Origin of the sequence: Novispirillum itersonii subsp. itersonii ATCC 12639, assembly GCF_000381985.1 — a bacterium.
GTDB classification, from domain to species: domain Bacteria; phylum Pseudomonadota; class Alphaproteobacteria; order Rhodospirillales; family Rhodospirillaceae; genus Novispirillum; species Novispirillum itersonii.
The window spans coordinates 42936-64593 of record NZ_KB907351.1 but is presented as its reverse complement, the minus strand read 5'-3'; the positions used below and the strand labels follow the sequence as shown (position 1 = coordinate 64593).

Sequence of the window (21658 nt, the reverse complement as noted above, 5' to 3'; positions counted from 1 at the left end):
CGATGACCGGTCAGGATCGTTTTCGCGCCTCCTCCCGTCCGGCCCGGGCCCTGATGTTTCAGGGCACCGGGTCTGATGTGGGCAAAAGCCTGCTGGTGGCCGGGCTCTGTCGGGCCTTTGCCCGGCAGGGGCTGCGGGTGCGTCCCTTCAAGCCCCAGAATATGTCTAACAATGCGGCGGTCGCGGCCCTGCGGACCGGGGCGGGAACCGGGGAAATTGGACGGGCGCAGGCATTGCAGGCGCGGGCCTGTGGGGTCGCCCCTACGGTGGATATGAATCCGGTTCTTCTGAAGCCGACAACCGATGTCGGCAGTCAGGTTGTGGTCCAGGGGCGGGTGCTGACCAATGCCAGCGCCCGTGACTATATGCGGTTAAAGCCGTCGCTTCTGCCGCAGGTCCTCGACAGCTTTTCTTTTCTGTGTGCCGATGCCGATCTGGTGTTGATCGAGGGGGCAGGCAGCGCTGCCGAGGTCAATCTGCGGGCGGCAGACATTGCCAATATGGGGTTCGCGGAAGCGGCGGATGTGCCGGTCGTTTTGATCGGGGATATTGACCGCGGCGGTGTTCTGGCCTCTGTGGTCGGCACACATGCTCTGATTTCCGAGAGCGAACGGGCGCGGACCAAGGGGTATCTGATCAATAAGTTCCGGGGGGATCCCCGTCTGTTTGATCCGGCGCTGGACATTATCGCCGGACACACCGGCCTGCCCTGTCTGGGGGTGGTGCCGTGGTTTTCGCAGGCGTCGGCTTTGCCTGCGGAAGATGCGGTGGCTTTGGACCGGCAGGGTCTGAGCGCAGGGGAAGGCCTGCACATTGTGGTGCCGCGCCTGCCGCGTATTTCTAATTTTGATGATCTCGATCCGCTGCGGGCAGAGCCGGGGGTTCGCCTGAGCCTGTTGGTTCCCGGGCAGCCGCTGCCGGTGGATGCGGACGTCGTCCTGTTACCGGGCTCAAAGGCGACCCGGGCAGACCTTGAGGCCCTGTGCCACAACGGATGGGACATTGATATTCTGGCCCATGTCCGGCGTGGCGGGCGGGTAATCGGCCTGTGTGCCGGTTTTCAGATGCTGGGGCGCTGGGTGCATGATCCCGATGGCCGGGAAGGAGCGCCGGGGTCAACGCCGGGGCTGGGGCTGCTGGATCTGGAAACCACGATGACCGCCGAGAAGGCGCTGATCGAGATTACCGCCCATGATGACCGCACCGGCTGCGATCTGCGGGGATACGAGATGCATATGGGCCGCACGGACGGGGCGGCGCTGGACCGGCCTTGGTTTGTGCTGGATGGCCGTCCTGAAGGGGCCGTCAGTGCGGATGGCCGGGTCCGGGGATCGTATCTGCATGGGGTCTTTGCCGCCGACTCCTTCCGGCGGACTCTGCTGCGGGAGCTTGGGAGTTCTGTCGCCGGAAGCGTTGCCTACGAGCGGCAGGTTGAGGACACGCTGGAGTCTCTGGCGGATCATCTGACGCATCATCTGTCCCTTGAGGCCCTGTGGCAGATGGCAACGGGTGCAGGCAAAGGCCATCAGGCTCCGGTGGCCGGCTTTTCCAGCCAATAAGGCAAAAATTCGGTGGCGATCTGCTCCGGTACCAGCTCACCGCCCGCCAGACCCCGGATCAGACGTGACAGGGCATGTGCGGCCTGCGGTGTCAAGGCCGGTGCATTGCTCGCGAGAGTGGGAGGCATCGGGTCTGGCTGGCGTGTCTTCAGGGCTGCCGCTTCCTGCACCAGAGGGGTCAGGCTTTGATCAATGGTCTCCGCCGCGATAGCGGGGGGAGCGAGCAGGGCCGGAACATAGGCACTGTCTTCAACCAGCTCATGGGCATACAGCAGATCTGACAGCCGCGATGCGATGTCAAAGGCGTGCAGGGGGCGTTCCCCCTCCGTCACCGGATGTGGCGACAGCTGCCGCCGGAAGTGAGCCACTTCGGTCAGGAAGGCCCTGTGCTGGGCTTGGTGATGGGCCAGTCCTGCATAAGCGCAGCCGCGCAGGATTGCTTCCTCGACGGCGAAATGCGCGCAGAGGACCTCTTCAAAGCGGATCAGTCCGGTCAGGATCGCTGCGCCGCCACAGCGGTTGATCCATAGGGCGTGCAGATCCTCCAGAAGGCAGGAGAGTTCTGCGTGGTCATGATCAAGAATGCTGTTGCCGACCCGGACAGGAATCATGATGGACAGTCCGTCTGTTGCCAAAGTCCGTGCGCTTTGCCCGGATGCCAGTGTGCGTCTGTCCCACGCGGGATGCAACTCCGTCGTGTGAAAATTCAACCTTTGGTATTTAAATACCGCGCTGTAGGGGCCGACTGTCCGGGACATGCGAAACGGCGGGCCGGGGGAGGAAACCGGCCCGCCGTCTGCGGAAAACAACCGTGGGGCTGAAAGATCAGTCTTCCAGCCGCAGTCCGGTTGCCTCGTCAAACAGGTGCAGGTGGGCCGGATCGAAGCCGACCGCCAGCACATCGGTATCACCCGACGGATGGGTTCCGGGCAGACGGACGGTCAGGGACTGACCGCAGCCGGGCAGCAGGGTGTATTTGATGGTATCAGCGCCCAGCGGCTCCGTCAGAACCGAACGGACTTCGACGGTATCGCCCTGCTGCGGGTTGATCAGCAGGTGTTCCGGGCGGATCCCCAGCACGACCGGGCGGCCGGTTTCCCCCGGGCGGGCGACCGGCAGGGCAATGCTGCGGCCCATAGCACCGTTTTTACCCAGAACAACGGCAGATCCGTCGGCCGAGATCACACCTTCCAGCAGGTTCATGCCCGGGCTGCCGATGAAGGCGGCGACATAGGTGGTGCGCGGCTTGGCGTAGACGTCCAGCGGGCGGCCAATCTGCTGGGCAACGCCGTCGCGCATCACCACCAGCCGATCCGCCATGGTCATCGCTTCCACCTGATCGTGGGTGACGTAGATGGCGGTGGTGTTCAGTTCCCGCTGCAGGCGGCGGATTTCAACGCGCATCTGCACGCGCAGCTTGGCGTCAAGATTGGACAGCGGTTCATCAAACAGGAAGGCCTTCGGCTCCCGTACAATGGCCCGGCCCATGGCAACGCGCTGGCGCTGGCCACCGGACAGCTGCTTCGGCTTCCGGTCGAGCATCCCTTCCAGCCCCAGAACCTTGGCGGCTTCGGCGACACGCTTTTCGATCACGTCCACCGGGGTTTTGCGGTTGCGCAGACCATAGGCCATGTTTTCCCGTACGCTCATATGCGGATACAGGGCGTAGTTCTGGAACACCATGGCAATGTCCCGGTCTGCCGGTTCAAGCCGGTTGACGACCTTGCCATCAATGCGGATTTCGCCGCCGGTCACGGTTTCCAGACCGGCGAGCATCCGCAGCAGGGTGGATTTGCCACAGCCTGACGGGCCGACCAGCACCACAAATTCCCCGTCGGTAATGTTCAGGTTGATCCCATGAATAGCCTTGTGGCCGTTGGGGTAGGTCTTTTCGACCCCGATAAAGTCTACGGTCGCCATAGAGCGGCTCTCCAGAAACAAAGGTTGACGGTCCGGCGGCAGGGGGGAGGGCCGGAGCCGGGCGTCATCGGGTTATTTCTCGGTCTCGACCAGACCGCGCACGAACAGCTTCTGCATCACCACCACGACCAGGATCGGCGGCAGCATTGCCAGCATCGACATTGCCATCAGCAGATGCCATTGCGGCTCAGAGTCCGGCACGCGGACCAGCGCGTTGATGCCGGTCATGATGGTGGTCAGCGACGGATCGGTCGAAACCACCAACGGCCACAGGTACTGGTTCCAGCCATAGATGAACAGGATCACGAACAGCGCGGCGATGTTGGTCCGCGACAGCGGCAGCAGCACATCACGGAAGAACCGGATCGGTCCGGCACCGTCCAGCCTTGCGGCTTCCACCAGCTCTACCGGGATGGTCAGGAAGAACTGACGGAACAGGAAGGTGGCGGTGGCGCTGGCGATCAGCGGAACGATCAGCCCGCTGTAGCTGTTGAGCAGACCAAGATTGGCGGTGATTTCAAAGGTCGGCATGATGCGCACTTCCACCGGCAGCATCAGCGTCATGAAGATCATCCAGAAGAAAGTCTGGCGCAGCGGAAAACGGAAATAGACAATGGCATAGGCCGCAATGATCGAGATGGCGATCTTGCCGACCGCGATTCCCAGCGCGACGATCAGCGAATTGCCGAGCATCAGCAGCACAGGCTGCCCGCCGGCGGCCTTGGCGCCGCTGAACAGGATGGTGCCGTAGTTATCGAGGAAGTGGCTGCCCGGCCACAGCGGCATCGGAAACTGCGTCAGGGCCGTGCCTTCGTGGGTCGAGGCGACAAAGGTCAGCCATACCGGAAAAGCGGTGATCAGCAGACCCAGCAGCAGGACCACATGGGCGATTACGGTCAGCCAGGGGCGATTTTCGACCATCAGTACTGTACCTTCCGTTCAACGAAGCGGAACTGAACCACCGTCAGCGCCATCACCATCACCATCAGCACCACCGACTGGGCCGAAGAGCCGCCAAGGTCGAGGCCGACGAACCCGTCCATGAACACTTTCAGCACCAGCGTCTCGGTGGACCCGGCAGGGCCACCCGCCGTGGTGGCGTGAATCAGGGCGAAGGTATCGAAGAAGGCATAGATGATGTTGACGACCAGCAGGAAGAAGGTGGTCGGCGACAGCAGCGGGAAAATCACGGTCCAGAAGCGGCGGAAGGGGCTGGCGCCATCAAGGGCGGCGGCTTCGATCAACGACCGCGGAATTGCCTGCAGACCGGCAAGGAAGAACAGGAAATTGTAGCTGATCTGCTTCCAGGCAGCGGCAAAGATAACCAGCATCATCGCGTCACGGGCTTTGATCAGGTGGTTCCAGTCATAGCCCAGAATGTTGATGAAATACGCAACCACCCCGATGGAGGGGTTGAAGGCCAGCCACCAGATCACCCCGGCAACCGCAGGCGCGACGGCATAGGGCCAGATCAGCAGGGTCTTGTAGACCATTGCCCCCCGTACGACACGGTCTGCCATGACCGCCAGCAGCAGGGCCAGGGCCAGCGACACCACGGTCACGCCGGTGCTGAACACCGCCGTGTTGACCAGTGCGCGGGTATAGGTGCCGTCGTGGAAAATGGCGATGTAATGCTCCAGCCCGACAAACTCGCTGCTCAGGCCGAAGGCATCCTCCTGCCGGGTGGACAGCCAGACCGCATTCAGGGCAGGCCAGATAAAGAAGGCCAGCGTGACTGCGATCTGCGGCAGGACCAGCAGATACGGCAGCAGCCGGTGATTGAAGGGGGAGCTCTGGTGCATTGCGCCAACCCGAAGACGTTATGCGTTGCAGGACTGGGGCCGTCCGGTCACGGACAGACCCGGTGAAGCAAGAGGATGTAGGGAGCGGGGCGGGGGCGGGGCTGTAAGGCCCGGCCCCGGCCGGGAGGCCGTTACCGGCGCGCCCGAAAACGGAAAGGCGGGGATGCGTCACCGCATCCCCGCACCTTTCACGAGGAGGAATTAACCGTTGGTCTTTTCAAACTTACGCAGCAGATCGTTGCCGCGCTTGACGATGGAATCCAGCGCGTCCTTCGGGGTCTTCTGGCCCGACCACACGCCTTCCAGTTCTTCGTCGATCACGTCACGGATCTGGGCATAGTTACCGAAGCGCAGACCCTTGGAGTTTTCGGTTGGCGGATTCAGGTTGATCTGACGGACGGACATGTCGGTGCCGGGGTTTCTGTCATAGAAGCCCTGGGCCTTGCTCAGCTCGTAGGCGGCGGTGGTGATCGGCAGATAGCCGGTGACCTGATGCCAGTCAGCCTGAATTTCCGGCTTGGAGATGAAGTTGAAGAACTGGCCGACGCCCTTGTAGTCTTCAGCCTTGTGGCCCTTCAGAACCCACAGCGCGGCCCCGCCGATGATGGAGTTCTGCGGGGCACCCTTCACGTCATCATAGTACGGCAGCATGCCGACGCCGAATTCGAAGGTTTTGGCATTGGCCTTCACCCCGGCATACCCGCCGGAGCTGTTCATGTACATGGTGCATTCTTCGTTATAGAAGGACGGTGCCCCGTCGGAGCGGCGACCGGTGTACTTGAAGATGCCTTTCTTGGCCCATTCCGCCATGTTGGTGATGTGGCGCAGTTCCAGCGGGCCGTTGACGGTCAGTTCGGTATCCAGCCCGCCGAAACCGTTGCCTTTGGTGCCGATCGGCTGGTTATGCAGGGCGAGGAAGGTCTCCATCTGCACCCACGGCATCCAGCCGGTGGAGAAGCCGCACTTGTACCCGGCGGCCAGCAGCTTTTCGCTGTAGGTTTCGACATCTTTCCAGGTCTTCGGCGGGGTATTCGGATCAAGACCGGCCTTGGCGAAGGCGGTCTTGTTATAATACAGCACCGGGGTCGAGCTGTTGAACGGCATCGACAGCATGTTGCCGTTGGTGTCGGTATAATACCCGGACACAGCCTGCAGATAGGACTTTGCGTCAAACGGCAGCTTGGCATCAGCCATCAGCTGATAAACCGGGTACACCGCACCCTGTGCCGCCATCATGGTGGCGGTGCCGACTTCAAACACCTGCACGATATGCGGCTGCTGCTTGGCACGGAAGGCGGTGATCGCCCCGGTCATCGTTTCGGTGTAGGTGCCCTTGAAAACCGGCACCACCTTGTAGTCCGCCTGGCTGGCGTTGAACTTGTCGGCGATTTCCTGAACCTTGGCGCCCAGTTCGCCGCCCATGGCATGCCAGAACTGGATTTCGGTCGCGGCGTTCGCGCCGGTGCCCATCGCCAGAGTGGCGGCCACCGATGCGGTGGCGAGAGTCAGAGAGCGGAATTTCATTGCGGCGTTTCCTCGCGGTTGGTCCGACGGCGGACCCGTTGCAAACGTATGCCTTCGGGGGCCCCGGTTTTATAGACCGCGAACGTTACAGAAAAATTTCAGTTTTGTGAACTTTCAAATGCAATCAAACGCACATCGGAAGTGTGCAAAAGCGAAATAAACGGTTGCAGAGTCAACAGGTACGAACATCCCTGAAAACGAAAAACCCCTGTCCAACCAAAGACAGGGGTTTATCAGGCATAAAGAAAACAGAGACTTACTGCGCTGCAGTTTCCCCGTGATCCTCATCATCAATCCCCGCCGCACGGCGGGCTTTCAACTGTGTCAGGCGTTCGCGCTGGCTCTCGCTTTTCAGCTGACCGCAGGCGGCAAGAATATCCCGGCCCCGTGGTTTCCGGACCGGTGCGGAGTATCCGTGTTCGGCCAGAATGTCTGAGAAGCGTTCGATCCGTGCCCAGTCAGAGCATTCAAAATCAGATCCCGGCCATTTGTTGAAGGGGATCAGGTTAAACTTGCAAGGGATCCCCCTGACCAGACGCGCCAGCTGGCGGGCATCGGCGTCAGAATCATTGATCCCTTTGAGCATGATATATTCAAAGGTGATGCGCCGGGCATTGCTGGCACCGGGATAATCCCGGCAGGCCTGCATCAGCTCTTTCAGCGGCCACTTCTTGTTGATCGGCATGATCACGTCACGCACGTCATCTGTGGCGGCGTGCAGGCTGACGGCCAGATTGACGCCGACGTCATTGCCCAGATCATACATGCGCGGCACCACACCGGACGTTGACAGGGTGATGCGCCGCTTTGACAGGGCCAGACCTTCGGGATCTGACAGAATCCGCAGGGCGGTGACCGTGGCGTCATAGTTGAACAGGGGTTCCCCCATGCCCATCACCACAACGTTGGACAGCAGGCGGCCGGTCTCGTTGGGGGTCGGCCACTCGCCGTAGGAGTCGCGGGCCACCATGAACTGGCCGACGATTTCCCCTGCCGAGAGGTTGCGGACCAGCATCTGGGTGCCGGTGTGGCAGAACCGGCAGGTCAGGGTACAGCCGACCTGTGTGGAAACGCAGACAGCGCCCCGGTCATCGTCCGGGATGTAGACCGTCTCAGCTTCCTGCCCGTCGCGGTACTTCAGCAGCCATTTGCGGGTGGAGTCGGCGGATGTCAGTTCGCGGCTGACCTGCGGGCGGCTGATATGGAACCGCTCCTTCATCTTGGCGCGGGTTTCCTTCGAGATGTTGCTCATCCCGTCGATATCGCGGATACCCCGGTTATACAGCCACGCCCACACCTGACCGGCCCGGAAGGACTTTTCTCCCATGGCGGCCAGACGCCCGGCAAGCTGTTCCCGCGACAGCCCGATGAGATCCTCGCGGCCCTCTGCATCGGGGTTGTTCAGCGCCGCAGCGTCGCCCGGAGCCGGATCCGGCGTGACGGCGGTTTTCATGATGGTGGTGTCAGTCATGGCCGGGGTTATAGGCGCATTCAGCCCCCGGCGAAAGGCCTTTTATTCGTGGCGATTTACCACTGTCTGTCGGGGTGGAGTAAAAGGAAACCCTGTGCTTGCCGGCAGTCAGAAAAACCCAATCCGCCGGAATTATGATCCTGTGGGTTTTACGCCGCAGGCAGAATCAATGGCTTCCAGCGCTTTCGGGGCGCCGATCAGAGAATAGGTATCGACGGTTTCGGCATTACGCATCGACTTGCCGCGCACGATCATGTCGGCGCCGCCTTTCCGGATTGCATCAGACAGGGCCTGATCGGCCTTGTCGTCATGGGTCCAGGCCCGTTCTCCCTGCGTGAACAGTTTGAAGATCCGCTTGCCGATACTGACCTGCACCAAGTCTTCACTGTCCATCGAATAGGCGTATCCGGCAACAATGGAAAAGACGTTGAGGCTTTTCTGACCGGGGCGATGGGTGATCAGGGCATAAATGTCACCACGGCTGGCGAAGTTGCCGTCCGCCTTGCTGGGGCGGGCCGCCATGTAGCACACCTGTTTGCCATTCTCAGTGAAGGAATAGGCGGTCCATGACCCGAACACCCCAAGGGTTTTGGTCTCGGCAGCGTGGCCTTCAGGGGCGATGGACAGGGCCATCAGGGCGCAGAGGGCACCGGAACGCAACAGAGAACGGAACATCGGGGGCATGCGAAACCTCAGGTCGGGGGCGCGCTTCAGAATAGGGCGGCAGCCCGGTGAACGGCAAGAGACAGCATGACGGCGATGCCGCCGTTGAAAAGACAGGCCAGGGTCATCAGCCGCAGGGCCCTGCGGATGGCATCCGGGGTCGCATCCGGGGTGCCGTCCCCGATGAAGGGGTCGTCCACCCGGTATCCCGGGTAAAGGCGGGGGCCCGCGAGTTTCAGCCCGAGGGCACCGGCCATCGCGGACTCCGGCCAGCCGGCGTTGGGGCTGCGGTGTTTCCCCGCATCGCGCAGCATGACCCGCAGGGCGGGCCCCGGCTGTGTACCGGGGCAGAACAGGGCAGCGGCACACAGCAGAAGGCCGGACAGGCGGGCGGGAAGCAGATTGACGAGATCATCAAAGCGGGCAGAGGCCCAGCCAAAATCCCGGTACCGGTCTGAACGGTGGCCAACCATCGAGTCGAGGGTATTGACGGCTTTGTAGGCCATCAGGCCGGGCAGCCCCCCGAGGGCCAGCCAGAAAACCGGGGCAGTGACCCCATCGGAGAAATTTTCGGCGGCGCTTTCAATCGCGGCGCGGCTAACCCCGGCGCTGTCGAGTTGGGTGACATCGCGCCCGACAATCATCGAGACCGCAGTCCGCCCCCCGTCCAGTCCGTCTGTCGTCAGGGCATCGGCAACGGCGACGACATGCTGATAAAGGCTCTTCTGAGCGATCAGGGTCATCGCCACCAGTGCATTGACGGCCAGCATCCAGGGCCATTGTGCCGCTGCCCAGCTGAGCCCGCAACCAACCCCCAGACTCACCGTCAGCAGGATCAGCAGCAGCAGGATTCCCCCGGCCCGGCGCAGGCCGCGCCCAAAACGCGGCTGGTTCAGGGCTTTTTCAAGGTGGCTGATCAGGGCCCCATATAACACCACGGGGTGGGGGATGCGGCGGTATAGTGCCGGGGGGTCACCGATGATGGCATCCAGCAGCACGGCGGCAGCGACCAGCGCGGCGGCGCTGGCTCCCGTGTGGTCCAGAAGCAGGGACAGGGCGGTGTCAGAACCGGAAGAGGTCATACCCGAAGCCAAGCAGGATCAGGCCCAGAAGGACCCGATACAGGATGAACGGGCCGAAGGAGCGGCGGCGCAGCCAGCTCATCAGGAACGCGATGGTCAGGAAACTGATGACGAAGGCCAGTCCCATGGCAATCAGTGAGCTGTTGCCGAAGTGGAAGCCCTGATGCAGCCACAGGTCATAGCCGACCAGCAGTGTGGTGCCGATGATGGTCGGCACGGACAGCAACATGGCCAGCCGGGCCGCGTCACGGCGTTCGTAGCCGTACATCCGCGCGGTGGTAATGGCCAGGCCGACGCGGGATGCCCCGGGCAGGAAGGCGATGGCCTGTGCGATGCCAATGACGAGGGAATCAAGGAACGTCAGGTGCTCCAGCCGTTTGACGGTCAGGCACAACCGGTCAACCAGCCACAGGAATGCGCCGAAGCCGAGGGTGCACCAGCCGATGAAGATCAGGCTGCGCAGGTCATCCAGCGGCATCCACAGTTTCAGGGCAGCTCCGGCGGCGATGACGGGGATGGTGGCGGTGACCAGCTGCCAGAACAGACGGGCCCGCCTGTCGCTTTTGCCCTTCAGAACCCGGAACAGTCCGGCGGTCATGCCGCCGATATCGCGCCAGAGGTAGAGGCAGACTGCCGCGAGGGTGCCGAGGCGTACGGCAATATCGAGCTCCAGATCCGTCGGAGGCCACTGAGTCACCAGCGGAATCAGGATCAGATGAGCTGTTGCGCTCACCGGCAGGAACTCGGTGAGGCCGTGAATGAGCGCAAACACCAGAATTTGTAGAAGCGTCACCGCCCGCTCCCATCATGTGGATCGTGGCGATTTTTTATCATCTTGTTGAAAAAGCACAAAGGGGCGATATCGTTCGCATATGTTTACTAATTTCCGGCAAGGGCGTCTCAGGTTCCGGGATTTGTTGCGAGCGGTTCGCATTGACCTTGTGGAAATGGTAATCAAAGCGGAACTATCTGTGCTATTTTTGCTTGATCGGGGGTTTCGATGGGGGTATACGGAACATGCGCCGCAGACCCTGCGACTTTCAGCGGGGTTTGTGAGTGAAAATTACGTATTGCCCCGCTCGTAGGAACTTTTGTTTCTGCTCTTGGGTTTTCCCCTGAAAAGCGGTCCGGTTTCCCCAATCCCCTCAGGGCAGAGGCCGGGGAGGCCCTTAGAAAGAGGATGTCGATCGATGTCGCCGAAGATGATGCAGTTCACCCGTCTGGATCAGCAGATGCCGGAGAAGCGGTCGGCCACCGATCGCAAACAGGATTTCAACGAAATCTACACCGGTTTCCAGCCGACCCGCGCCGGGGAGCAGGCGTCGCGCTGCGAGCAGTGCGGCATCCCCTTCTGTCAGATCCACTGCCCGCTGGGGAACAACATTCCTGACTGGCTGATGCTGACCACTGCCGGGCGTCTGAAGGAAGCCTACGAGCTGTCCTCCGCCACCAACACCATGCCGGAAATCTGTGGTCGGATCTGTCCGCAGGACCGCCTCTGCGAAGGGTCCTGCGTACTGGAACAGTCGACCCACCGGGCCGTCACCATCGGCGCGGTGGAAAAGTACATCACCGACACCGCCTGGGCTGAAGGCTGGGTCGAGCCGATTGTGCCGCGGGCTGAACGCGGGGAGTCGGTGGGGATCATCGGGTCCGGTCCGGCCGGTCTGGCGGCGGCGGAAGAGCTGCGCAAGCAGGGGTTCGCGGTGCATGTCTATGACCGCTACGACCGCATGGGCGGCCTGCTGATGTACGGAATTCCCGGCTTCAAGCTGGAAAAAGACGTGGTGCAGCGCCGGATTGACCGTTTGGAGCAGGCAGGTGTGGTGTTTCACCCGAATACCAATGTCGGTAAGACGGTCTCCTTTGCCACGCTGCGGGCCCGCCATGATGCCCTGTTGATCGCCACCGGCGTTTATAAGGCGCGTGGTCTGGCATTGCCGGGGGCTGGCCTGAAGGGGGTTGCCAAGGCACTGGATTATCTGACGGCCTCGAATAAGGTCAGCCTTGGTGACAGTGTCGCTGCTTTTACCTCCGGCGAGCTGAATGCCGCCGGTAAGGATGTGGTGGTGATCGGCGGCGGTGATACCGCGATGGACTGTGTGCGCACCGCCATCCGTCAGGGTGCGAAGAGCGTTAAGTGTCTGTACCGCCGTGACCGTGACAACATGCCCGGCTCGCAGCGCGAAGTTGCCAATGCCGAGGAAGAGGGTGTTGAGTTCGTCTGGCTGGCGGCCCCGGAGGCCCTGCTGAACGAAGGCACCAGTGATGTGGTGTCGGGTGTGCGGGCGGTGCGGATGCACCTCGGCGTCTCCGACGCTTCCGGCCGTCAGTCGCCGCAGCCGCTGGAAGGCTCTCAGTTCGTTCTGCCCGCTGATCTGGTGATTGAGGCTCTGGGGTTTGAGCCGGAAGACCTGCCGCAGATGTTTGCGCAGGAAGAGCTGAACGTCACCAAATGGGGCACCCTGAAGGTCAACCCGCGCTCTTCGATGACCACTCTGGACGGTGTGTTTGCCGCCGGGGATATCGTGCGCGGGGCTTCACTGGTGGTATGGGCCATCCGCGATGGCCGGGACTCCGCCGCTGCCATTTCCGCCTATCTGAACCAGAAGTCGCTCAGCGACCGCGCCGCCGCCGAGTAAGAGGGATACCGACCATGACCAAGATCGACTCCATTCTGCCGCAGGCGGTGTCCGCCCACGCCCTTCAGCACGGAATGACGGACGGGGAACGGTTTGTTGCCGACTGGCAGGCCAACGCTGCCAAGCTGGAAGCCGCGCACCTGTATTCCCCGGCGCAGGAACTGGATTCCTGTGGCGTCGGCCTGATCGCCGCCATTGACGGCAAGCCGCGCCGTCAGGTGGTGGAAGCCGGGATCAACGCCCTGAAAGTGCTGTTCCACCGTGGTGCGATTGACGCTGATGGTAAGACCGGTGACGGTGCGGGCATCCATGTGGAAGTGCCGCAGGAATTCTTCAAGGAACATATCCGTCGTGGTGGCAGCGAGCCGGGCCAGCGCCGTCTGGCCGTCGGCATGGTCTTCCTGCCGAAGAACGACATGGATAAGCAGGAACGCTGCCGGATTATCGTCGAATCCGAAATCCTGCATTATGGGTACAGCATTCTCGGCTGGCGTCAGGTGCCGGTTGATATCTCGGTGATTGGGGAAAAGGCTAACGCCACCCGCCCCGAGATCGAGCAGATCATGATCGCGAACACCCGCGGGGTGTCGGATGAGCAGTTTGAGACTGATCTTTACGTCCTGCGCCGCCGGATGGAAAAGCAGGCGCAGAGTGAGAATCTGACCGAGTTCTACATCTGCTCTCTGTCGTCGCGGTCGATCATTTACAAGGGCATGTTCCTTGCCGAGCATGTCGATGTGTTCTATCCCGACCTGCAGGATGAGCGCTTCGTTTCCGCGTTCGTGATCTATCACCAGCGGTATTCGACCAACACCTTCCCGACCTGGCGTCTGGCCCAGCCGTTCCGCATGCTGGCGCACAACGGGGAAATCAACACCCTGTCGGGCAATGCCAACTGGATGAAGGCGCATGAAACCCGCCTGTCCAGCCCGGTTTTCGGGGAACGGATTGAAGATCTGAAGCCGATCATCCAGCCGGGTGGCTCGGATTCGGCGGCTCTCGATAACGTGTTCGAGCTGTTGGTCCGTGCCGGTCGCCCGGCCCCGGTGGTCAAGGCGATGCTGGTGCCGGAAAGCATCATCCAGAATGCGGTGATGTCAGAAAAGCATCGCGCCTTCTTCTCTTACTGTAACTGCGTGATGGAGCCGTGGGACGGCCCGGCTGCCCTGTGTGCCACCGATGGCCGCTGGGTGGTGGCCGGTCTTGACCGCAACGGTCTGCGTCCGCTGCGTTATACCATCACCGGTGACGGCCTGCTGATCGTCGGGTCGGAAACCGGCATGGTCCGCGTTGACGAGACTGCCGTGGTCGAAAAGGGCCGGGTCGGCCCCGGTCAGGTGCTGGGTATTGATCTGGTGGAAGGCAAGTTCTTCCGTGATGGTGACCTGAAGGATGAGCTTGGCAGCCGCGCCAGCTTTGGCGAATGGACCAACCGCATCACGCACCTCGACAGCCTGATCAAGGGCTCGGGCGTGGCCGATGCCCAGGTTGACGGCGATACCCTGCGTCGCCGCCAGCTTGGCCACGGCATGACGCTGGAAGATATGGAACTGATCCTGACCCCGATGGTGGAAGAGGGGAAGGAAGCGGTCGGCTCCATGGGCGATGACACCGCGCTGGCGGTGCTGGCCGAAAACTATCGTGGCCTGCACTGCTTCTTCCGGCAGAACTTCTCGCAGGTCACCAACCCGCCGATTGACCCGCTGCGTGAAACCCGGGTGATGAGCCTGAACACCCGTCTCGGCAACCTCGGCAACATTCTGGATGAAGATCCCAGCCAGTGTGACCTGCTGCAGCTGGAAAGCCCGGTGCTGACCACGGCGGAATTTTTCGCCATGCGGGATTACATGGGCGAAACCGCTGCGGTGGTGGACTGTACCTTTGATGTCAACGGCGGGGAAAATGCCCTGCGCGATGCCATCACCTACATCCAGCGCGAGGCGGAAGACGCCGTGCGCGGCGGCTGTACCCACGTCATCCTGACCGACGAAAAGGCCAGTGCCAGCCGGGCACCGCTGCCGATGATTCTGGCGGCCGGGGCGGTGCATACGCACCTGATCCGTCAGCAGCTGCGTACCTTCACCAGTCTCAACGTGCGGTCCGGTGAATGCCTTGATACCCATTACTTCGCGGTGCTGATCGGCGTCGGGGCGACCACGGTCAACGCCTATGTGGCGGAAGAGGCGATCAAGGACCGTCACCGTCGTGGTCTGTTCGCCGATCTGCCGATCGACAAGGCGCTGAAGAACTTCAAGAAGGCCATCGACGACGGTCTGCGCAAAATCATGTCGAAGATGGGGATCTCGGTGATCTCCTCCTACCGTGGCGGTCTGAACTTTGAGGCCATCGGTCTGTCGCGGTCTCTGGTCGCCGAATTCTTCCCGGGTATGCCGTCGCGCATCTCCGGCATCGGGATGGCCGGGATCCAGAAGAAGGTTCTGGAACAGCATAACAAGGCGTTCAGCACCTCGGCGGCGGTGCTGCCGGTCGGCGGGTTCTACCGCTACCGTCGCAATGCCGGTGAAGCCCATGCCTTTGAAGGGACGCTGATCCACACCCTGCAGTCGGCGGTCTCCACCGACAGCTTCATGATGTACAAGAAGTACTCTGAAGGTCTGCGCAAACTGCCGCCGATCAGCGTCCGTGATCTGCTGGACTTCCGTCCGGCCACTCATCCGGTGTCGATCGACGAAGTCGAGTCGGTGACCCAGCTGCGTAAGCGTTTCATCACTCCGGCGATGTCGCTGGGGGCGCTGTCGGCGGAAGCCCACGGCACTCTGAATATCGCGATGAACCGGATCGGCGCCAAGTCTGACAGCGGGGAAGGCGGGGAAGATCCGAGCCGTTACCGTCCGCGTCCGAATGGCGACAACGCCAACTCGGCGATTAAGCAGGTGGCGTCCGGCCGCTTCGGGGTGACGGCGGAATACCTGAACCAGTGCCGTGAAATTGAGATCAAGGTCGCGCAGGGGGCCAAGCCCGGCGAGGGCGGGCAGCTGCCCGGTTTCAAGGTGACGGTGGAAATTGCCAAGCTGCGGCATTCCACCCCCGGCGTGATGCTGATCTCGCCGCCGCCGCACCATGATATTTATTCGATCGAAGATCTGGCCCAGCTGATCTATGACCTGAAGCAGATCAACCCCTCTGCCCGCGTGGTGGTCAAACTGGTGTCGCGGTCCGGCATCGGCACCATTGCCGCCGGGGTGGCCAAGGCCAAGGCGGACGTGATCCACATCTCCGGCCATGTCGGCGGTACCGGGGCCAGCCCGCAGACCTCGATCAAATACGCCGGTTTGCCGTGGGAAATGGGCCTGTCTGAAGCCCATCAGGTGCTGACCCTCAACCGCCTGCGCCACAAGGTGCAGCTGCGGACCGACGGTGGCATCAAGACCGGGCGCGATGTGGTGATTGCGGCGATGCTGGGGGCGGAAGAATTCGCCGTCGGCACCACCAGCCTGATCGCCATGGGCTGCATCATGGTCCGCCAGTGCCATTCCAACACCTGCCCGGTCGGGGTCTGTACCCAGGATACGGCGCTGCGGGCGAAGTTCACCGGGACCCCGGAGAAGGTGGTGAACCTGTTCACCTTCATCGCCGAGGAAGTGCGCCAGATTCTGGCCGAACTGGGCTTCAAGCACCTGAACGAAGTGGTTGGCCGCACGGACCTGCTGTATCAGGTCTCCCGTGGGGCGTCGCACCTTGACGACCTCGACCTTAACTCGCTGCTGGTGCAGGCGGATTCCGGCGGTCTGCCGACCGTCAATACCGTTGAGGGCCGGAACGAAGTTGCTGAAACTCTCGACGCCCAGATCATCGAGGATGCCCGCCCGGCCCTTGGGGACGGCGAAAAGATGCAGCTGGCTTACAACGTGCGCAATACCGACCGTGCTGTCGGGACCAAGCTGTCGCACAAGATCGTCAAGAAGTATGGGATGACCGGTCTGCAGCCGGGCCATATCACCGTGCGTCTGCGGGGGTCTGCCGGTCAGTCCCTTGGTGCCTTCGCGGTGCAGGGCCTGAAGCTGGAAGTGTTCGGCGACTCCAACGATTACGTCGGTAAGGGTCTGTCCGGGGGGACGATCGTGGTGCGTCCGCCGGTGTCCAGCCCGCTGCAGTCCAACCAGAACACCATCATCGGCAATACTGTCCTGTATGGTGCCACGTCTGGTAAGCTGTTTGCCGCCGGTCAGGCCGGGGAGCGCTTCGCGGTGCGCAACTCCGGGGCTCTGACGGTGATTGAGGGCTGTGGCTCCAACGGCTGCGAATACATGACCAACGGAACCGTGGTCGTGCTGGGCGATGTCGGTGCTAACTTCGGTGCCGGGATGACCGGGGGCATGGCTTTCGTGTACGATGACTCCAACCTGTTTGACATCCGGGTCAACCCCGACTCGGTCGAATGGGTCCGGATGGAGGTCCCGCATTATCAGTCCATGCTCAAGTCGCTGATCGAAGAGCATGTGCGTGAAACCAATTCCCGCTTCGCCGAGCGTCTGCTGGCGAACTGGGATCGTGAGATCGGCAAGTTCTGGCATGTCGTGCCTAAGGAAATGCTCGACAAGCTGGAGGTGCCGGTGTCGGCCCAATCCACCGCGCAAGCCCGTGCCTGATGACAGGTGGACCGGACTCTGGCCACCCTTGTCCGGTTCGGTGAGCAAGACGGATTGAGTCTCTGAGCAAAACTTGAGGCCCATCGGGATTTCCCGGTGGGCCCCTTTTTTTGTCTGAATGGGGAAAATGGGGCCTTCACCCCCGTCGGCACAGGCCGGGGAATCAGGCCGATTCGTTATCGATGATCAGCAGCGTCCCATGACTGCCTGCTAAAACACTGTGGGGCGTGGACGGGGGAATGTGCCGCATATCCCCCGCCAGCAGGGTTTCTGTCTGCCCGTTGATGACCAGATGCATCTCTCCGTCGAGTACGAGAAAGATTTCGGTGTAGTCGGGGTGGCATTCTTCAGGCAAAGCGGCCCCATCCATGCGGAACAGCTTGATGGCTGTCCCCTCAAGGTGAGCGACGCGGTGGCTTTGCCACTCCTGGGGCAGGGACTGAGCAAGACTGATCAGGTTGACCGCCATCGGGGACTCCGTTTCTGTAGGACCGTTTCTGGGTGTCCGGGTCTATGAGGCCGGGCGGGCAGGGTACGGGGCAGAAGACTGTTGTTTCCAGCACTGGAATGTCCGGTAAGACGCAAGAGGGGCCCGACTCAGCCGTTGGAGGCTGAGGCTGGCTTCAGCCAGCGCAGCGGGCGACCGTCCAGAGTTGCCAGACCACAGCTGATCAGGGCCATTCCGACCAGATGCCGGGTTTCCAGTGTTTCCCCAAGAATTCCGGCACCCAGCAGAATGGCGCTGACCGGAACCAGAAAGGTGACCAGCGACAGGTTTGACGCTCCGGCCCGGCCAAGCAGGCGATAAAACAGGGCATAAGCAAGGGCGGTGGACAGCAGGGCCAGCCCGAAGACCGCACCCCAGACTTCGGTTGCCGGCTGGGGCAGGGTCCACGGGGTTTCAAACACCAGAGACAGCGGGATCAGCAGCAGGCTGGCCCCCATCAGGGCCCCGGCCGCCGTTGTCATCGGGGGAAGCTGATAGCGGACAAAGCGGCGGCCATAAACCCCGGCAAACCCATAGGACAGGGTGGCAATAAGAATCGCCCCCTGAGCCAGAAGATCACTACCCAGACCGGCGACCGCATCAGGCCCCATCATCGCCGCCACCCCACCGAAGCCGATGCCGACACCGACCAGTTTTGCCGGGGTCAGGCGTTCATCCTGCGTGAAGGCGTGAGCGATCAGGACAGTGAACAGGGGGGTGGTGGCGTTCAGGATCGACGCGGCCCCGCTGGTGATGTGGGTCTGGGCCCAGACGATCAGGGTCTGGGGCAAAACGTTGTTCAACAGGCCCATGGTCAGGAACAGGCCAAGGGTCCGCCGCTCAAAAGGCAAGGGCATCCCCCGGGCCCACAGCACCAGACATAGCGTTGCGCTGGCGATCACCACCCTCAGGGCGACGATGGTGAAGGGGGGCAGACCTTTGACGGCAATCCCGACGAAGAAGAAAGATCCGCCCCATAGCAGAGAGAGAAACAGCAGGGTACCCCAGTCCCGGCCATCGAGGGTCAACGGAGAAGGGGAGGAAGGGGATGCCATGGGGTGCCTCACGGAGCCGGGGGAACATTTATGCAACATAGACAACTCCCGGCGGGCTGACAGCCCGGAACCTGCTAAGGCATGCCATTAGATAATCTTATGATCAGGGTCCGGGCGACCCGATGATTGACGGGGGTGTCCGCTTCGGGTAGGGCCATGATTCATGATTGACAGGAGATCCGCCGTGACCGAGCCGACGCCTTTGCCCCGGACCCTCGCCGCCGCTGCGACACTGGTGCTGACCACGCCGGATCCGCAGGAAAAGTGTGCCCTGACCGGTCGGATTGCCGCCGCCTGGCAGGCGGGGGACATCTGTGATGTGGGGAAGGCGGTTCCGCCTGACCGGCCAGCCCGGCCTGCCACACCGCTGTTGCTGCCACCGCGGGAAATGCCCAAGCGGTCCACCGGTCCGGGCAAGGGGCGGGCTGGCCTGCTGCATGCACTGGCCCATATCGAGCTGAATGCGGTGGATCTGGCGTGGGATATCATCGCCCGCTTCACCGGGCAGGATCTGCCACGGGCTTTTTATGACGACTGGGTGCAGGTGGCGGTCGAAGAGGCTGAGCATTTCGAGCTGCTGGAGGCAACCCTGCGGCGCTATGACTCTTTTTATGGGGCGATGCCCGCCCATGACGGTCTGTGGCAGGCTGCGGAAAAGACCGCCCATGATCTTGCGGCCCGGTTGGCGGTGGTGCCGATGACGCTGGAGGCCCGGGGACTGGACACGACACCGGCAACGGTGGCACGCCTGCGGGCGCAGGGGGAGGAGGTCGTGGTGGCGGCGCTGGAGGTGATCTATGCCGATGAGATCAAGCATGTCGCTGCCGGTGTGCGTTGGATGCGGCATGTGGCGGAGTGCCGGGGCACTGATCCTGCCGGTCTTTACGCGGCGATGCTGACGGCGCATTTTCCCGGGGGGCTGAAGGCACCGTTCAATGAAGCGGCTCGCGATCAGGCCGGATTTCCGGCAGCGTGGTACACTCCCTTGGTGAAACCCGTAGAGGAGCGGACCTGAGATGGCCATGAGCACGGTTTTCAAGCGGCTGACGCAGGCAGTTCTGGCGCTGGCTGTCAGTGGGGTCGCTGCCTGCGACGAGGTGCCGCAGACAGTGGTGACCTTTATGCGGCCGGGTGGGACCTGGGCTTTTTTTGACTATGCGACCAGCCGGGGGCCGCTGTTGGTACAGGTGCTGACCGCACCGGCAGGGTATACGCCGGATAGTGTCTCGGCACAGGCCGGGGCCGCTGTCAGCCGGGCCATTCAGCGGAAGGTGGTGACGGCCACCGCAGATCCGGCGCAGGCCGCAGCCCCTGAATACCGGCTGGTGTTTGCTTTTGATCTTCCTGCTGCGACTGCCCCGGAGCGGTTGTGTGACGGCACCCGTCTTGAGCAACAGGGTGACCCGGCGACGGTCCGGGTGATCGGAGCCTTCTGTTATAAATCCGAGGTACAGGCTTCCGCCACCGGCAGCCTGCCACGCCGGGGTGAGAATGGGGCAGCTTTGGGGGAGATTCTGGCCCAGATGACCCGGGGTCTGATTGTGGAAGAAACCCGCTGATGTCTCTTCGGCATGAAAAAACGCCCCGGCTTTGGTCCGGGGCGTTTTTCTTATGACAAGATCGACTCAGGCGTTGTCGAGGGTATCGGCATAGCCCTGAATTTTCTGCGCCAGCGAGGCGGCCATGAACTGGTCGAGATCACCGTCGAGAACCCCCTGACTGTCGGAGGTTTCGACCCCGGTGCGCAGATCCTTGACCATCTGGTACGGCTGCAGCACGTAAGAGCGGATCTGGTGACCCCAGCCGATATCGGTTTTGGCGTCCTGCTCAGCCTGCGAGGCGGCTTCGCGCTTCTGCAGTTCCAGCTCATACAGGCGGGCGCGCAGCATCTTCCAGCACGCATCCCGGTTCTGATGCTGCGACCGCTGGGTCTGGCAGGCCACCACCACCCCGGTCGGGATATGGGTGATACGCACCGCCGACTCGGTCCGGTTGACGTGCTGCCCCCCGGCGCCTGAGGCGCGGTAGGTGTCGATGCGGCAGTCGCTTTCGTTGATCTCGATTTCGATGTTGTCATCGACAACCGGATAGACCCACACCGACGAGAAGGAGGTATGGCGCCGGGCGGCACTGTCGAACGGCGAAATACGGACCAGACGGTGCACGCCGCTCTCGGTCTTCAGCCAGCCATACGCGTTCAGGCCGGTCACCTGCAGGGTGACAGACTTGATGCCTGCTTCTTCGCCGTCGGATTCTTCCAGCACTTCCACCTTGTAGCCGTGCTGTTCGCACCAGCGGGTGTACATGCGCAGCAGAATGCTGGCCCAGTCCTGTGCTTCGGTGCCACCGGCCCCGGCGTTGATTTCGATGTAGCAGTCGTTGCTGTCGGCTTCGCCGGACAGCAGGCTTTCCAGCTGTCGCTTGGCGGTTTCAGCCTGCATGGCCCGCAGGGCGGTCAGACCTTCCTCAACGGTCGGCTCATCGCCTTCCATTTCACCGAGTTCGACCAGCGTCACCGCGTCGTCGAGATCCTTCTCCAGCTTACGGAAGCCGGTGATGGAATTTTCCAGCTGGGTGCGTTCCCGCATCACCGTCTGGGCATTGGCGGCGTTGTTCCACAAATTGGGATCTTCGGCCAGCGCGTTTACTTCGTCGAGGCGGAGGAGAGCATTCTCCCAGTCAAAGATGCCTCCTCAGCAGGGCCATTGCCTGCTTGATCTCATCGACCAACTGTTGGGCTTCAGCGCGCATCAGGTCCTCTTGGCGTGCATGGGCAAAAAGCGAACCCCGGTTTTAGGCCGAAGCGCCGCCGCTGGCAACAGCCAACGGCGGCGGGGCCTCCC

17 protein-coding genes are annotated in these 21658 nt (G+C 62.1%); 5 read left to right on the top strand and 12 right to left on the bottom strand.

The annotated features are described in order from the left end of the window. The first annotated feature begins 2 nt into the window (after positions 1 to 2). Positions 3 to 1559: a cobyric acid synthase gene (locus G365_RS0117240; protein WP_019646790.1), complete on the top strand. Its 1557-nt coding sequence runs from the start codon at positions 3 to 5 to the stop codon at positions 1557 to 1559. Here G365_RS0117240 and G365_RS0117235 read toward each other — a convergent pair. The 9 genes from G365_RS0117235 to G365_RS0117195 form a co-directional block, all read right to left on the bottom strand. Beyond that, positions 1526 to 2170 carry a bacteriohemerythrin gene (locus G365_RS0117235; protein ID WP_019646789.1) on the bottom strand — a complete coding sequence of 215 codons (645 nt, stop codon included), beginning with the start codon at positions 2168 to 2170 and terminating at the stop codon, positions 1526 to 1528. The two genes, G365_RS0117240 and G365_RS0117235, sit on opposite strands and share 34 nt — an antisense overlap. Positions 2171 to 2384: 214 nt before the next feature. Then, positions 2385 to 3479, bottom strand: coding sequence for a sn-glycerol-3-phosphate import ATP-binding protein UgpC (locus G365_RS0117230; protein WP_019646788.1), 1095 nt, complete (start codon positions 3477 to 3479; stop codon positions 2385 to 2387). Positions 3480 to 3551: 72 nt separating this feature from the next. Beyond that, on the bottom strand, positions 3552 to 4400 hold the full coding sequence (ugpE, locus tag G365_RS0117225; RefSeq protein WP_019646787.1) for a sn-glycerol-3-phosphate ABC transporter permease UgpE: 849 nt from the start codon (positions 4398 to 4400) through the stop codon (positions 3552 to 3554). Then, positions 4400 to 5281: a sn-glycerol-3-phosphate ABC transporter permease UgpA gene (ugpA, locus tag G365_RS0117220; protein WP_019646786.1), complete on the bottom strand. Its 882-nt coding sequence runs from the start codon at positions 5279 to 5281 to the stop codon at positions 4400 to 4402. Before ugpA ends, ugpE begins: the two co-directional genes overlap by 1 nt. Before the next feature lie 201 nt (positions 5282 to 5482). Beyond that, positions 5483 to 6805 carry a sn-glycerol-3-phosphate ABC transporter substrate-binding protein UgpB gene (gene ugpB, locus G365_RS0117215; RefSeq protein WP_019646785.1) on the bottom strand — a complete coding sequence of 441 codons (1323 nt, stop codon included), beginning with the start codon at positions 6803 to 6805 and terminating at the stop codon, positions 5483 to 5485. A 256-nt stretch (positions 6806 to 7061) separates the two neighbouring features. Next, positions 7062 to 8276 (bottom strand): 23S rRNA (adenine(2503)-C(2))-methyltransferase RlmN, encoded by a 1215-nt coding sequence (gene rlmN / locus G365_RS22150; RefSeq protein WP_019646784.1) that lies wholly within the window; start codon positions 8274 to 8276, stop codon positions 7062 to 7064. A 132-nt stretch (positions 8277 to 8408) separates the two neighbouring features. Next, entirely contained in the window at positions 8409 to 8960 is a 552-nt protein-coding gene (locus G365_RS0117205) for an invasion associated locus B family protein (protein ID WP_019646783.1), read from the bottom strand. A 26-nt stretch (positions 8961 to 8986) separates the two neighbouring features. Continuing rightward, positions 8987 to 10021: an adenosylcobinamide-phosphate synthase CbiB gene (cbiB, locus tag G365_RS0117200; protein ID WP_019646782.1), complete on the bottom strand. Its 1035-nt coding sequence runs from the start codon at positions 10019 to 10021 to the stop codon at positions 8987 to 8989. Further along, the gene (locus tag G365_RS0117195) at positions 10002 to 10814 is read right to left on the bottom strand and encodes an undecaprenyl-diphosphate phosphatase (protein ID WP_019646781.1); all 813 of its coding nucleotides are present in this window, start codon (positions 10812 to 10814) and stop codon (positions 10002 to 10004) included. Before G365_RS0117195 ends, cbiB begins: the two co-directional genes overlap by 20 nt. 397 nt (positions 10815 to 11211) lie before the next feature. Between G365_RS0117195 and G365_RS0117190 the strand changes: the two genes are divergently transcribed. Both G365_RS0117190 and gltB read left to right on the top strand, forming a co-directional pair. Then, a complete protein-coding gene (locus tag G365_RS0117190) occupies positions 11212 to 12663 on the top strand; it encodes an NAD(P)-dependent oxidoreductase (protein ID WP_019646780.1) in 1452 nt (483 codons plus the stop codon). A 74-nt stretch (positions 12664 to 12737) separates the two neighbouring features. Beyond that, positions 12738 to 17273, top strand: coding sequence for a glutamate synthase large subunit (gene gltB / locus G365_RS0117185; protein ID WP_155976352.1), 4536 nt, complete (start codon positions 12738 to 12740; stop codon positions 17271 to 17273). Positions 17274 to 17436: 163 nt separating this feature from the next. Here the strand turns inward: gltB and G365_RS0117180 are convergent, their stop codons facing one another. Then, the gene (locus G365_RS0117180) at positions 17437 to 17742 is read right to left on the bottom strand and encodes a cupin domain-containing protein (RefSeq protein ID WP_019646778.1); all 306 of its coding nucleotides are present in this window, start codon (positions 17740 to 17742) and stop codon (positions 17437 to 17439) included. Between the two features lie 128 nt (positions 17743 to 17870). Continuing rightward, a complete protein-coding gene (locus tag G365_RS0117175) occupies positions 17871 to 18815 on the bottom strand; it encodes a DMT family transporter (protein WP_043742843.1) in 945 nt (314 codons plus the stop codon). A 184-nt stretch (positions 18816 to 18999) separates the two neighbouring features. Between G365_RS0117175 and G365_RS0117170 the strand changes: the two genes are divergently transcribed. Both G365_RS0117170 and G365_RS0117165 read left to right on the top strand, forming a co-directional pair. Continuing rightward, positions 19000 to 19830 (top strand): ferritin-like domain-containing protein, encoded by an 831-nt coding sequence (locus tag G365_RS0117170; RefSeq protein ID WP_019646776.1) that lies wholly within the window; start codon positions 19000 to 19002, stop codon positions 19828 to 19830. Between the two features lie 7 nt (positions 19831 to 19837). Beyond that, on the top strand, positions 19838 to 20374 hold the full coding sequence (locus tag G365_RS0117165) for a hypothetical protein (protein WP_155976349.1): 537 nt from the start codon (positions 19838 to 19840) through the stop codon (positions 20372 to 20374). A gap of 66 nt (positions 20375 to 20440) precedes the next feature. Here G365_RS0117165 and prfB read toward each other — a convergent pair. Beyond that, positions 20441 to 21566 (bottom strand): peptide chain release factor 2 gene (gene prfB / locus G365_RS0117160; protein ID WP_155976348.1). Its coding sequence is split into 2 segments (ribosomal slippage): positions 20441 to 21496 and positions 21498 to 21566, totalling 1125 coding nucleotides; the frame shifts between segments, so codons are not numbered across the junction. Positions 21567 to 21658 lie beyond the last annotated feature (92 nt).

Bases quoted from the DNA above. Each gene is read 5' to 3' on its own strand.
- G365_RS0117205 (WP_019646783.1), bottom strand. From the start codon at position 8,960: ATGCCCCCGATGTTCCGTTCTCTGTTGCGTTCCGGTGCCCTCTGCGCC.
- G365_RS0117230 (WP_019646788.1), bottom strand. From the start codon at position 3,479: ATGGCGACCGTAGACTTTATCGGGGTCGAAAAGACCTACCCCAACGGC.
- G365_RS0117165 (WP_155976349.1), top strand. From the start codon at position 19,838: ATGAGCACGGTTTTCAAGCGGCTGACGCAGGCAGTTCTGGCGCTGGCT.
- ugpB (WP_019646785.1), bottom strand. From the start codon at position 6,805: ATGAAATTCCGCTCTCTGACTCTCGCCACCGCATCGGTGGCCGCCACT.
- ugpA (WP_019646786.1), bottom strand. From the start codon at position 5,281: ATGCACCAGAGCTCCCCCTTCAATCACCGGCTGCTGCCGTATCTGCTG.
- G365_RS0117235 (WP_019646789.1), bottom strand. From the start codon at position 2,170: ATGATTCCTGTCCGGGTCGGCAACAGCATTCTTGATCATGACCACGCA.
- rlmN (WP_019646784.1), bottom strand. From the start codon at position 8,276: ATGACTGACACCACCATCATGAAAACCGCCGTCACGCCGGATCCGGCT.
- G365_RS0117175 (WP_043742843.1), bottom strand. From the start codon at position 18,815: ATGGCATCCCCTTCCTCCCCTTCTCCGTTGACCCTCGATGGCCGGGAC.
- G365_RS0117190 (WP_019646780.1), top strand. From the start codon at position 11,212: ATGTCGCCGAAGATGATGCAGTTCACCCGTCTGGATCAGCAGATGCCG.
- cbiB (WP_019646782.1), bottom strand. From the start codon at position 10,021: ATGACCTCTTCCGGTTCTGACACCGCCCTGTCCCTGCTTCTGGACCAC.
- G365_RS0117180 (WP_019646778.1), bottom strand. From the start codon at position 17,742: ATGGCGGTCAACCTGATCAGTCTTGCTCAGTCCCTGCCCCAGGAGTGG.
- ugpE (WP_019646787.1), bottom strand. From the start codon at position 4,400: ATGGTCGAAAATCGCCCCTGGCTGACCGTAATCGCCCATGTGGTCCTG.
- G365_RS0117240 (WP_019646790.1), top strand. From the start codon at position 3: ATGACCGGTCAGGATCGTTTTCGCGCCTCCTCCCGTCCGGCCCGGGCC.
- gltB (WP_155976352.1), top strand. From the start codon at position 12,738: ATGACGGACGGGGAACGGTTTGTTGCCGACTGGCAGGCCAACGCTGCC.